Origin of the sequence: Acidocella sp., from assembly GCF_035535915.1 — a bacterium.
Classification (GTDB): domain Bacteria; phylum Pseudomonadota; class Alphaproteobacteria; order Acetobacterales; family Acetobacteraceae; genus Acidocella.
The window spans coordinates 1-12,464 of record NZ_DATLPB010000017.1 but is presented as its reverse complement, the minus strand read 5'-3'; the positions used below and the strand labels follow the sequence as shown (position 1 = coordinate 12,464).

The following is a 12,464-nucleotide window of genomic DNA, read 5'->3' as shown; positions in this document are numbered from 1 at the left end:
CGGCTAACCAAAGCCACCAGGAGATGGTGACGCACAGGGCATGAGTCAGATCCTTCCGGCGGCGCGGATTTCACCATGAAGTTGCGTGACCTACCGATCGCCCTCAATCCCCGCGCCGTCTCGCTCGCCGAGGGCACGCGCGCCGGCATTGCGGTGGCCGCCATGCTGATCGTGGCGCAGCTTTTCGACCTGCCGCATTTCCATCTGGCAGCGCTGGGCGCGCTGCTCACCTGCTTCGCCGATCCCGGCGGCACGATGAACCGGCGCGTCAGGGCGGTGATCCCCTTCGCGCTGTGCAGCCTCGTCGCCTATGCGACGTTCGGCCTGCTCCGCGGCGAGGGCATATGGATTTCCACCCTCATCGCCGGGCTGGCGATTTTCGCGAGCAGCTATGTGCGGGTCTATGGCCAGGTCGGGCAGCAGGTCGGGAGCCTGCTGTCGGTCGTCATCGTGCTGGCGGTCGGCACGCCGCTCACCGGCCTGCACCTGGCGGCGATGGCCGGCCTGAATTTCGCCGCCGGGGCCGCCTGGGCCGTGATTCTGACCTTGGTGATCTGGCGGCTGCACCCTTATGCGCCCTCGCGGCGGGCCGCCGCCGACGTTTGCCGGCAGTTGGCGCAGCTCGCCAAAGAGCTGGCCGTCCTGGCGGATGAAGCCGAAAGCACCGAAGCGTTTGAGGACCACGCGGCCCGGCACCGGCGTGACGTGCGGGAGACGATCGAGACTGCGCGCACCGTCGCTTTCGAGACATTCCGTGGCCGTGGGCTGGTCACGCCACGCGGCACGCAGCTGTCCCTGCGGTTGCAAACGCTCGAATCGATTTTCGAGGCGCTGATCGCGCTGTCGGACACGCTGGAGAGCATCCCCAGCTGCCGTGGCCTGGCGGCGCGCCCGGTGCAGATGATTGCCGAATGGCTGGCGGAAATCGGCCCCGAAATCGAGGCTGACCGAGCCCTCGACACCGCGGAGAAGCAGGCCAGCCTGCAGGGCCTGCATGAAGCGCTGGAGGTGCTGCCGGCGGACTCCGAGGCGCGGCATGTCATGCAGGCCGTGGCGGAACATTTCGCCGTGCTGATCGCGGTGGCGCGCGCCGCGGCGCAGCCGCTGCCCGGCTCGGTGATGGCGCCGCCGCCGCTCTCCCAGCGCATCTTCGGCCCACTACGGCAGAATTTTTCCCTCTCTTCCGTCGCCATGCGCCATGCCCTCCGCACCGCGGCCTTCACCGCGCCGGTGCTAGCCTGGTCGATGGTCGACGGCGATCCCTACGCGCATTGGGCGGTCTTCACCCTGATTTTATGCCTGCAGCCTTATTTCTCCGCCACATGGTTGCGCTCGGCGGAGCGGGTGGTCGGCACCGCGCTGGGCGCCCTGGTGGCAGCGGGGATCGGACTGATCAGCAAGACGCCGGTTGAACTGGCCTTCACCATGCTGCCACTGACCATCTTCGCCTTCGCGATCCGCTCGGTCAGCTACACCGCTTACATCGCCGTGCTGACTCCGATGATCGTGCTGCTGATCGAACAGTTCGCCCCCGGCAACAGCGAATTCGGCATCGCCATCTCGCGGATCGGCTACACGCTGCTGGGGGGCGTTCTGGCGATTCTCGGCAATCTGCTCCTCTGGCCGGGATTTGAGCGCGGGCGGCTGGACCCCAGCATCACCGCAGCCATCCGCGCCCATATCGGCTACGTGCACGCGGTGTTCGAAGCGCTGCTGGCGGACAAGCCGGCCAGGCCCGCGCCGCGCCGCGCCGCGGGCCTGGCCAGCAACAATCTCGAAGCCGCTCTTTCGCGCGCGTTGCTGGAGCCGCATCGCCGGCAGGATCACGCCATCGAACGCGGCGCGGTGGTGGACGCGGCGCTCCGGCGCATGGCCGGGCGGCTTTCCGTGCTTTCGCTCGACCGCCCCGCCATCTCCGAGGCCGAGCGGCCGCTCTGGACCGCGTGGCAAAGCTGGCTCGAGGATTGCCTCTCCAATAACCGCCGCCCTCGGCCGGAATTGCCGCCCGGCCCCGGCGCCGAAACCCTGACCAGGCTTGCGCGTCAAGCAGAGTTGATCGCCCTGTAAGGGAAGCGAAAGAAAGGAAGGAAGGCTACTTTTTGTGAACAAAAAGTAGCAAAAAAACTTTGTTATGCTGGGCCATGGGCTGTGTCAGCGACAACGCCCCAGGCCCAGCATAAACAAAAGTTTTTGTGCCGCTTTTTTCAAAAAGCGGCTGCTTACTTCCTTAGCCGGCCTTGGCAAGCGCCTGGATGCGCTCGACCATCGCCGCGACGCCATTGCCGCGGTTGGAGGACAGCGCGCCGATCAGGCCCAGATCGTGCAGGAATTTGGCCGAGGTGCCGAGAATCTCCGCCCGCTCACGCCCGGAATAGACGCGCAGCACCAGCGCCACGAGGCCGGACACGATGGCCGCGTCGGAAGCGCCGGTGAAATAGAATTTGTCGCCCTCCTGGTCCGCCGCCAGCCAGACCTGGCTCTGGCAGCCCTGCACCTTATGCGCCTCGTCCTGCCATGCGGCGGGGTAGGGGGGCAGCTTGCGGCCGAGCTCGATGATGAACTGGTAACGGTCCATCCAATCGTCGAACAGGGAAAGCTCGTCGCCGATGGCGGCAATCGCCGCCGCGGCACTGTCATCTTCAGGTTGATAAAATTGCGTCACAGCCAGCCTTTTACGCTGAACCGGAGCAGGGGCAAGACGGGCGACAGAAAGAGAAGGCTTCTTTTTGTGAACAAAAAGAAGCAAAAAAACTTTGCTATGCTGGGCTATGGGCTTTGTCGGCGGCGCAGCCCATGACCCAGCATAACAAAAAGTTTTTACGCCGCTTTTTTCAAAAAGCGGCTTCTTTCTTTTTTCTGAATTCCGACGCTACAGCCAGCCCTTGCGCCGGAACCAGAGCAGGGGCGCGACCGAGGTCACCGCGATCACGCTGAGCCCGTACCAGTAGCCGAAACTCCAATGGAGTTCCGGCATGTGGACGAAGTTCATGCCGTAGATTCCGGCCACCAGGGTCGGCGGGATCCCGATCACCGAGACGATGGTCAGGACCTTCATCAAATCGTTCTGCGCGACATTGATCAGCCCCAGCACGGCGTCCAGCATGAACTGCACTTTGTCGGTCAGGTGCGTGATGAATTCGTTCAGTGAGCCGACATCGTGCCCGACCGTCCGCAGCCGCGCGGCCATGGTTTTGGGCACCCAGTCGGCCGAGGTCCCGATATAGGGGATGATGCGGGCGATCCCGAGCTGGGAATCCCGCACCCGGGAGATCGAATCATAAAGCCGCCCCAAAGTGGTGACCATGGTGCGCAGTTCGGTCTCCTGCTGGCGCCGCCGCGCGCCTTCCTGCATGCCGGCGGTATCGAGCTTCAAATGGAAAATATGGCCGGACATCCGGTCGATCTCGGCGCTCATCAGTTCGAGGGCGTCGGCCTGACGCCCGACCATGGTCTCGAACAGCCCGATCAGTATGTCCGCGCTCCGCGGCTCGGCGGGTTCATGAGTCTGTTTGGCGAAATCCCGGAAGGCCAGGCTGGGCGCGAAGCGGATGGTCACCAGGCGCTGGGGCGTCAGCACGATTCCGAGCGGCGCGCTACGCCCTCCCTCGGCCGGCCTGTAGACCAGCGGCATGGAAAGGGTCAGCACAGTTCCGCCGGGCGCGGCTTCGGAGGAAAGCCGGCTCGAATTTTCGATCCCCGCCAGATCGGCCTCATTCGGGAGCGAAAGCTCCGTGAGGCGCACCACATAGGCAATTTCCTCCGGGGTGGGCGATACCATGTCGACCCAGACTGCATTGCGCAGGTGCTCGTCGGACACCGGGGCGGCAATCGCGGTCAGTCGGCTGCCTTCACAAGCATAGGCTTGAAGCACGATATCTCCGTCGGTCTGGTTTATCGGTGCCTAAAGCCTACCGTCTGGCTTCCGCCGCTTGCAAGTCCGGTGCCCCTCCGGGCCCGGCTCATGGGGCTCGGGAATTTTTGGATGAGGCAGAGTGGTCCAGTGCGCCGGTTACTGCGCGCCGTTTCCGGAACTCGGCCCGAAATTGCCCAGGCTCGGCGCATAGCCGTTGGCGCCGGGGGAGAAATTGCCCAGGCTGGGGGCGAAATTGCCGAGATTCGGCCCATAGCCGCCGTTACTGGCGCCGCCCGTAGTACCCGGACCGGACGCAGGCCCGGTCATCCCGGCCGCGGCGCCGGTACCGCCATTCTGGGTCGTCCCAGGTCCCGCCCCCAGGCCGTTGCTTTCCGGAATGGGCGCGGGCCCGGGGAGAGGTCCGTACTGGCCGTTACCCAGCATCTGGGCCCCGGCCTGGCTGCCAAGGCCCAAAGCCATGACCGCCGCCGTCAACGCGATTGGGAACCAAAAAGGCCTGCGCATCATCGCACTCCCTCAAAGAGCCGGACCTCTGACGGCAGCGACGCCATAAATCACGTCAAACACGCTGCCACGCATGCGGGTCGGCGGAAAGAGCAAAAAACATTCGCTCACGACGACCTGCATACCATTTTTTGGCGGCGGGAACACGCAGACAACTCCGGCTACCCGGAAGGGCCGCGGATGACAGCGCGCACCGCCTTTATTGCTTAATGATCTGCCAACTCGTGTTGTGCGGGATGTCAATCGCAAACGAGCCGGCCGGCTCTCCTGCCGGTGTCGGCTTCGTGATGCACGCGAATGGTTCGCTCCCCGTGATCCCCGCATACTTGCCAGTCCCCCCCGTGATCGTGTGGGTGCCGCAATCCATCTTTGGCTGTGACTTATCGAGGTCGCGCGTATCGAAGGTGGAGAATATGACGTCGCCATCCTTGTCGGTCAGCGCGCAAGCACCGTCTATGTATTTCTTGCCGGCTGTATCGACGCTGACGGCGGCGCATTTCGCCACCATCTTATCAAACATCGGCTCGCCCTTCAGATTCTCGGTCGGGCCAACGGCTTCCAGTGCAACGACCTTGCCGACACCCTTCACATCGACGCTGGAGACGGGATGGAACACAAAATGCGTTACATAGGACGTGGTGCCTGATTGGGGAACTTCATCCGCCATGAGGGCGCTTGAGGAGAGCGCCACGAACACCCCAGAGAGAAGAATGGTTGCCGTACGGTATCTCATAATCGACCTCCTATCCTTTTCCTGCTGCTGAATTTGACTATGGATGACTTCGTCGCGAGCCCATCGCCGCTTCGATGCGGTCATGCCCGTCCGACAAACCGGCCATCCGTCTGTCGTCGCCCTGCGACGGAATCCGGGTTTTCATGATACTTTGCCATAGACCGGTCTCGCATTGATCCAAATCAACAAGGACGCGACCGACGCCAATGGCGTGCTTCCGCACCACGAGAAAGCAGCAAGCACTTGATTTGCTTGATGCTTTTGAAATCTCTGAATTTTTCAGTGAGATGGCGGGGGGATATAGATACGGGCCGGATCGACCTGTCCGGTGTCATCGACGCTGATATTTCCGCGCTTGCTCCGGTCCCGCCCGGCGTGATCCTGCGCGAGGAGTGGCTGGAGCCCCTGAACCTGTCAGCTTACCGCTTGGCCATGGATATCCACGTTCCGCCCAACCGTGTGAACGCCATCCTCGCCGGAAAACGAGCGATTACGGCTGATACCGCGCTGCGGCTTGCCAAGTATTTTGGAACCGATGCGAGTTCGTGGATGAACCTGCAAACCAATTACGATTTGGCCGTCGAACGACGGTTGCATAGGGCTGAGATCATGCGGGACGTTCGGACACGAGAAATGGCTTGTAGCCACGGCCAGAAAGCAAAAACGTCCCGTGTCGTTCCGAGGCGACCGCCATGCCGAAAGCCGCGAAACTAATCGCTAGTGCAATTGGCCGATAAGCCGGACGACATCGTCCAGATGATGAAAAACTTGGCTGGGGGACCTGGATACGGTCCTGACCGCAGCAACTCTAGGGAAAGCCCAGCCTCTGAAAGCCCGGAGGGTTAAACTATAGCTGCATGTGGGAACGTTTGTGGGAACGTGTCAACTGGGTCAGAGCCCGCCACGGCTGATCACATAGACATACGTTGCCAGGGGGAACCAGAGCCCGGCGGATGTCGCACTAGGTGGACCTAAGCCTGTGCTGGTGGTGAATCCCGGTTGAACAGGAACTCTTGGAACCCGACAAAGGCGGACCGGATGACAGGTGCGGCCCCCAGTTCTGCCGTGGCATCAGCCAGGGTTTGGTATCGAAGCTCCAGCAGGCGGGCGAGCTTGTCCTGGTCCAGTTCCTCCACGCCCTGCGCCACATATTGGCCCAGCACGAAGTCGATGAACGCCTGGAGCTTGGCGTCGTACCGGGGGAGGATTTCGCTCCGATGCTTCTCCACACGCTCGGCACGGGTAATCGGGGGCAGAGCGAAGGCGATGTAGGCGAGGATGTCGAATACATCGCTCCTCTGGGCGTCAATGACCCTGCCCATCTCCGCAAGCTGCTCGCCACCAAAGCCCCGCTCGGCCAACGTGTTCAGCAGTGCCTTGCGTGTATCCGGGCGACCCCAGATGGCCCGCAGCTCAGTCTCATCCCTGAACAGCTCCGGAAGTTGTCCAAATAGGCTCTCCATGAACTGCTTGGCGGAAATCGGCCTGCCATCTGGCCCCCAAAAGCTGGTGGCACTGATGTGCTGTATGGTGCGCTCCTTGCCGTCTGCCAGCTTGATCTTAACCCGTTGAGGCCGTTGCGGCTCTGTAGGATCCGGCTCGGTCGGGTCTGGTGCCTCCGGGTTGGGCTCGCTGGGGCCTGAGGGGCCGCGTGGAGGCGTTACAACCGGCTCAACTGGCTCGCCATCCCATTCCGGGTCGTTGAACAGCTCATAGGCTTTCACGAAGTCCAGGATCGTGAAATAGTCCTTGCCCTCATACAGCCGCGTCCCGCGCCCGATGATCTGCTTGAACTCGATCATGGAGTTCACCGGCCGCATGAGCACGATGTTCCGGACATTGCGGGCGTCTACGCCTGTTGAGAGCTTCTGACTCGTCGTGAGGATCGTGGGGATGGTCTTCTCGTTGTCTTGGAAGGTGCGTAGGAACTGCTCGCCCAGCGCACCGTCATTGGCCGTCACGCGGACGCAATAATTCGGGTCCTTGGCTGTCTTCACCTGGTTGATGAGGTCCCGTACGGCCGCCGCATGATCCTGTGTGGCACAGAACACGAGTGTTTTCTGTCGCTGGTCGATCTCCGCCATGAAGGTGCGGACACGGTACTCCTCCCGCGCCTTGATCTCGATTATCCGGTTGAATTCGGACTCCGTATAACGCTTGCCCTCGACGATTTGCCCTTCAATCAACTCGTCATCAGGCGTGTACACGTAGTCATCCAGCGTGGTGGCGAATTGCCGGACCTTGAAGGGAGTCAAGAAGCCATCATTGATGCCATCCTTCAGCGAGTACGTGTAAACCGGCTCGCCGAAATAGGCGTAGGTGTCCACATTGTCCCGGCGCTTGGGCGTGGCAGTCAGGCCTAGCTGCACGGCCGGCGCAAAATGCTCCAGGATGTCCCGCCATTCGCTTTGGTCATTTGCCCCGCCTCGGTGGCACTCGTCGATGATAATGAAGTCGAAGAAGTCCGCCGGGTATTCGCCAAAGCTTGGGGCGGGATTCCCCTCGGCATTCCGGCCGCTCATGAAGGTCTGAAAAATGGTAAAGAAGATGCTGCCATTCTTCGGCACGCGGCCCTTTTTACGTATGGCATCCGGGGCTATGCGGACCAGAGCGTCCTCGGGAAAGGCCGAGAAGGCGTTGTAGGCTTGGTCCGCCAAGATGTTGCGGTCCGCCAGGAACAGGATGCGCGGTCGGCGGGAGGGCTCGCGGCTGATATTCCAGCGGCTTTGGAACAGCTTCCAGGCGAGTTGGAAGGCGATGAATGTCTTGCCGGTGCCGGTGGCGAGGGTGAGCAGAATTCTGTTGCGGCCATTGGCGATGGCCTCCAGTGTGTTCTCCACCGCATTGTGTTGGTAATAGCGGGCCTGCCAGGTGCCGCTTTTGTCTTCGAAGGGGATGGCGGCGAAGCGGTCGCGCCAGGCGTTCTGCAATGCAAAGACGCGGTTCCAGAGTTCGTCCGGGGTGGGGTAGCGGGTGACATAGCCTTCCGCCCCGGTATGCATGTCAATCTCATAGATGCCCACGCCGTTGGTGGAGTAAGCGAAGCGGGCCTGGAGTTTTTCGGCATATTTCTTGGCCTGACCCACGCCTTCGGTGTCGGACAGGTCCCGCCGTTTGGCCTCTATCACCGCTAGCTTGTGGTTACGGTAGGTCAGCACGTAATCGGCGATATCCCCGCGAGAACGTTTGCCCGCCCCTTGCAGGCGGCCGAGCGTTATTTCCTCCCGGCGGACCCGGCTGGCCTCCACCACGCCCCAGCCTGCTTCTTTCAGCACGGGGTCGATCAGCTCAGCGCGGGTTTCGGCCTCGTTCATGCGGCTGCCTCTTGCAGGGCCTCTTCGGGCAGCCCTGTGAGTTCGCCGGAGAAGGCTTTTTGGAGGATAGCCTGTTTGAGTTCTGCCAGCCGAAGAAGTTTCTGGTTATAAATGCCAGCAAGTCGCCTTGTCTCATCCAGAAGGGCGTCCAAGTTTTCGGCAATGCTCTGCTGTTCTTTGATGCTCTCTGGAAAGCTGACTTCCACAAGCCCCAGCTTATCTGGCGATGTGTGCCTAACCTTCACCCCTGATGCTCCGTCATGCACCGCCAGCCGAAATCGCCGCGTGTTGAAAGCGTGAAAGAAAAACTCATTGCACCACGGGGCTCCTGGCCTCACGCAAACCAGTCCCAGCCGTTGGTTGTGGAGGAATTTATCACTCTCTGGAACGATGATTGAGCTGCCTAGCAACCCGGGAGCCTGTTCCGTCATTGCAATCAAAAACGCACCTTTGCCCAAGACGAAGCCGTCAGGGACCTCTCCGACATAGAATTTCTGCTTCCCACCTCGGTCACGGTATCCGCCCCCCTCGTAGAAATTACCGGGAGTGAGAAGCACATAGCTGCCAGCGTCCGTGAAGTATTCGCTCTTGAAAGCAAAACCGTGCTTGATCTGCACAAGACTACGCATAGGTTTTTGCGTCCAATGATCCGGGGCAACGTCGAATGTCGAGTTCAGGTGGGTCTCAAACAGCTCGCGGGCGTTGGCGAGGTTCTTCTCGACGTTGGCGGTTGCGGCTGCGATGCCCGCAAAGGCGTCATCGAGAATGGCGACAATACGCTTCTGCTCGGGGAGCGGCGGGATGGGTATAGGAAATTGCCGAATTTCTCTTTGATACAGATGCGGTGTTGTGGCGCCGTCGATCTTGTCTTGTACAATTTTCTGAAAGGAGGGACTACAAAGATCGTAATAGAGAAATTTTGGATGAACGCCTTTGGCTGCCCTTATGAGAAGCAGAGAGGAGTTAATCGTAGCAGGTCCGGGAAGTTTTCCGACAATTCCTACCTTCCCAATCCCCGCGCCATCCTTGCAAATAAGGATGTCGTCGGACTCAAGCATGATCTCGGGGCTTTCCTCATATCTTTCCTGAGTGATATGGAATGCCTCACTAAAATCTACATAGTCGCCGTGGTTCAGTGAGTGAACAGACGTGAACAGAGGGCCGCTGGTAGTGTATTCTTTCGCGGTTAATCCCTTCCATCCAATGCGACCAGCGAGATAAGCGACTTCACCTAATTCTTTTGTTTCCCAAGTAACAGTCACAGCAGCCCCCTGATACCTTCGAGGATTCCCGCGCTCTCCGTATCCAGGCGCAAAATCTCAGCGATGATGTGCTGCGGGTCGCGCAGTGCCACCTCCTCGACCTTGTTGGGGTTCTTTACCGAAAGGTCAAAGTTGGCCGGGTCGATGCTAGCGGCATCCACGGACCAGGATTTCTCAGAGTCCGCAAAGCTGGCCTGGAGCGTGACAAACTCGGCCAGATCCGCGTCATTCAAGGCGCTGGTCTTGCCCATGCTGCGGCCAGGGTCGAGCTGATAATACCAAACCCGCCGCGTCGGGGCGCCCTTCTCGAAGAACAGCACCACCGTCTTCACACCAGCCCCCTGGAAGGTGCCACCGGGACAGTCCAGCACCGTGTGCAAATTGCAGTTCTCCAACAGCTCTTGCCGCAGCGAGCGCGAAGCCGTGTCCGAGTTGGAGAGGAATGTGTTCTTGATGACGATGGCGGCCCGGCCACCGGCCTTCAGCGATTTGATGAAGTGCTGGAGGAATAGGAAGGCAGTTTCCCCGGTTTTGATGGGGAAGTTCTGCTGCACCTCCGGTCGCTCCTTGCCGCCAAAGGGCGGGTTGGTGAGGATGACCTCGAAGCGGTCCTTGTCCTGAATGTCGGCGATGTTCTCGGCCAGGGTGTTGGTGTGGACGACGTTGGGTGCCCCGATGCCATGGAGGATCATGTTCATGATGGCGATGACATAGGCGAGGCTCTTCTTCTCCTTGGCGTAGAAGGTACGCTTTTGCAGAATTTCCCGCTCCGCCGTGGTCTTGGCTTTGGGGGCCAGATAGTCGAACGCCTCGCACAGGAACCCAGCTGACCCGGCCGCGCCGTCATAGATGCGCTCGCCGATTTGAGGCTTCACCACCCGGATCATGGCGCGGATGAGCGGGCGCGGGGTGTAATACTCGCCCCCATTGCGCCCCGCATTGCCCATGTTCTTGATCTTGGCTTCGTAGAGGTGGGACAGCTCGTGCTTCTCGGCCTGAGAGCGGAAATGCAACCCGTCGATCAGTTCCAGCGCGTCCCGGAGTGAATAGCCGCTTTGGAATTTGTTACGGATTTCCGAGAAAATCTCGCCGATCTTGTACTCGATGGTACCCGGCCCAGCTGCACGGGCCTTGAAGCCCTGGAGGTAGGGGAAGAGGTCGCGGTTCACGTAGTCGATGAGGTCCGAGCCGATGAGGGCGCGGTCATGGTCAAAGGAGCCGTCGGCCTTCTTGGGCGCGGCCCAGGAGGCCCAGTTATGCGACTCATCAATGATGCGAGAATAGACATCGCCGTGCAGCTCTGCGGCTATGGCGCGGCCGTCCTCCAGGTCGTCCAGGTACTTCAAAAAGAGCATCCAGGAGGTTTGCTCTGTGTAGTCCAGCTCGGTCGTACAACCGGCCTCTTTCCAGAGCACGTCGTCGATATTCTTGAATATCTGCTCGAAGCTGCTGCCATTGCCGTTGGTGGCGCGGGAAGGGGCGGCTGGCCGGGGGACGGCGGTCGTCAGTGGGACCGCCTGCTGCACTGGCTCCGGTTTCTTCTGGTTGGAGGACTCTACGAGGGCCACAGAGCCACCCTGGCCCCGGCCTTTAATGATCTTTCCGGCCTCTAAAAGGGCTGTCTGAACACGCAAGTAAGTGGCTTCCTTCCAGCCGAGTTCGGCCTGGAGCTTGCCATTACCCGCGCGGCCTCCGAGGTCTCCCAGAACCTCCAGAAAGCGATCATGCAGCGATTCACGTCCCATTAAGCCTCCGATTCGCGGCCAAAGCCGTCGGAAGGGATTTTGTGTGATGGGACTGAGAATGACAACCTGGAGGCTGAGGACAGGGGGCAGGGGGACATAGCTGCGGTCCGAGTGCGCCCCTTGGTGGGGTAAGAGTTTTGGTCAGTCCAATCTGACTGCCCTAGATCCGGCTGAGTGGCTATTTAGTGAGCCCGGTCGGCCCCCTGAGCTCGACGTCGTTGGCAGGTGACCACCGGAACCACGCCGAGCGTACCAAACGCGGTTCTGGTGGTTGTCCTTCAGCTACATGAGATGACTAACGATGATGTCTGTCGGCCTTACAGGTCATCGTGGCGTCGTCTGAGGTCCGGTTGTCTCTTCAAAGTTGCTATTGCCCTATAAGCAAAACTGAAGCGACAACTTAGGGGTCACACGAGGCGGTACAGCATGCGAGCCTGCCTGCCTTTGCCCGATGTATTCCATCCCAGAGCTTGCGCTGCGGCCTTCCACTCAGGATGGCTTAGGACGTCCCTAGCGAGGTTCTGTCTGCTCACCTTCACGACGGCAGCCAAAGTCTCGTAGGTGATCCGCATGACCCCCTCTGCCATCATGGCCCTCAAGTAAGCGACGGCAATGCGAACCTGCTTCGGTATGGCTTTCGGCTCTTCGCGCCAAGTCTTCATCGTGCAGCCGGGGAAGATCTCCGGGAGCTGCTGAATCACACCACTGCGCTCCGAAGCGATGATGTAGGCATCCATGGGTTTGCAGTATTCACCATCGAGCTGGCGCACCCGACCGCGACAGAGGGCCTGGAGAAGGAAGTGAGCGTGCTCACCCTTTTGGGTTGCCATGATCTCGGAGCGTGGCCTGAAGCCATCCCTCGTTGGTCTCCCCTGGGACAGGTGGGTCATGGCGATATAGCTTGAGTCTCGCATGAATAGCGTCCCAGCCAAGATCACGTTGGGGAAGTCCCGGTAAGCGTTCACCGCCATGTGGTTACCCCAAGTGATCACTCGAACGGTTGCCTCTTCGTCGTCTACCGGATTCTCATCG

Annotated in this window: 10 protein-coding genes; 2 read left to right on the top strand and 8 right to left on the bottom strand. The window is 60.6% G+C overall.

Annotated elements, in window-relative coordinates; genetic code table 11:
• Positions 1-75 precede the first annotated feature (75 nt).
• Positions 76-2,067 carry an FUSC family protein gene (locus tag VNC39_RS02020; protein ID WP_325395657.1) on the top strand — a complete coding sequence of 664 codons (1,992 nt, stop codon included), beginning with the start codon at positions 76-78 and terminating at the stop codon, positions 2,065-2,067.
• Between the two features lie 160 nt (positions 2,068-2,227).
• Here VNC39_RS02020 and VNC39_RS02015 read toward each other — a convergent pair whose 3' ends face one another.
• The 4 genes from VNC39_RS02015 to VNC39_RS02000 all read right to left on the bottom strand — a co-directional run bounded on the left by VNC39_RS02015 (position 2,228) and on the right by VNC39_RS02000 (position 5,111).
• A complete protein-coding gene (locus VNC39_RS02015) occupies positions 2,228-2,668 on the bottom strand; it encodes a SufE family protein (protein ID WP_408840035.1) in 441 nt (146 codons plus the stop codon).
• A 201-nt stretch (positions 2,669-2,869) separates the two neighbouring features.
• Complete coding sequence (locus VNC39_RS02010; protein ID WP_325395653.1) at positions 2,870-3,871, bottom strand: magnesium transporter CorA family protein; 1,002 nt, start codon at positions 3,869-3,871, stop codon at positions 2,870-2,872.
• A gap of 138 nt (positions 3,872-4,009) precedes the next feature.
• A complete protein-coding gene (locus VNC39_RS02005) occupies positions 4,010-4,333 on the bottom strand; it encodes a hypothetical protein (RefSeq protein ID WP_325395651.1) in 324 nt (107 codons plus the stop codon).
• Positions 4,334-4,577: 244 nt separating this feature from the next.
• A complete protein-coding gene (locus VNC39_RS02000; protein ID WP_325395649.1) occupies positions 4,578-5,111 on the bottom strand; it encodes a hypothetical protein in 534 nt (177 codons plus the stop codon).
• Between the two features lie 255 nt (positions 5,112-5,366).
• Between VNC39_RS02000 and VNC39_RS01995 the strand changes: the two genes are divergently transcribed.
• A complete protein-coding gene (locus VNC39_RS01995; protein WP_325395647.1) occupies positions 5,367-5,825 on the top strand; it encodes a HigA family addiction module antitoxin in 459 nt (152 codons plus the stop codon).
• Positions 5,826-6,082: 257 nt separating this feature from the next.
• On the opposite strand, the gene hsdR is transcribed toward VNC39_RS01995, so the two are convergent.
• From hsdR to VNC39_RS01975, 4 genes are all read right to left on the bottom strand, one after another.
• On the bottom strand, positions 6,083-8,425 hold the full coding sequence (hsdR, locus tag VNC39_RS01990) for an EcoAI/FtnUII family type I restriction enzme subunit R (protein WP_325395645.1): 2,343 nt from the start codon (positions 8,423-8,425) through the stop codon (positions 6,083-6,085).
• Entirely contained in the window at positions 8,422-9,687 is a 1,266-nt protein-coding gene (locus VNC39_RS01985; RefSeq protein ID WP_325395643.1) for a restriction endonuclease subunit S, read from the bottom strand. Before VNC39_RS01985 ends, hsdR begins: the two co-directional genes overlap by 4 nt.
• Complete coding sequence (locus VNC39_RS01980) at positions 9,684-11,432, bottom strand: N-6 DNA methylase (RefSeq protein ID WP_325395641.1); 1,749 nt, start codon at positions 11,430-11,432, stop codon at positions 9,684-9,686. The genes VNC39_RS01985 and VNC39_RS01980 overlap by 4 nt, the downstream gene beginning before the upstream one ends.
• 407 nt (positions 11,433-11,839) lie before the next feature.
• On the bottom strand, positions 11,840-12,464 hold a 625-nt coding region (locus VNC39_RS01975), incomplete at its 5' end, for a hypothetical protein (RefSeq protein WP_325395639.1).

Bases quoted from the DNA above. Each gene is read 5' to 3' on its own strand.
- VNC39_RS02005 (WP_325395651.1), bottom strand. From the start codon at position 4,333: ATGGCTTTGGGCCTTGGCAGCCAGGCCGGGGCCCAGATGCTGGGTAAC.
- VNC39_RS02020 (WP_325395657.1), top strand. From the start codon at position 76: ATGAAGTTGCGTGACCTACCGATCGCCCTCAATCCCCGCGCCGTCTCG.
- hsdR (WP_325395645.1), bottom strand. From the start codon at position 8,425: ATGAACGAGGCCGAAACCCGCGCTGAGCTGATCGACCCCGTGCTGAAA.
- VNC39_RS01980 (WP_325395641.1), bottom strand. From the start codon at position 11,432: ATGGGACGTGAATCGCTGCATGATCGCTTTCTGGAGGTTCTGGGAGAC.
- VNC39_RS01995 (WP_325395647.1), top strand. From the start codon at position 5,367: ATGCTTTTGAAATCTCTGAATTTTTCAGTGAGATGGCGGGGGGATATA.
- VNC39_RS02000 (WP_325395649.1), bottom strand. From the start codon at position 5,111: ATGAGATACCGTACGGCAACCATTCTTCTCTCTGGGGTGTTCGTGGCG.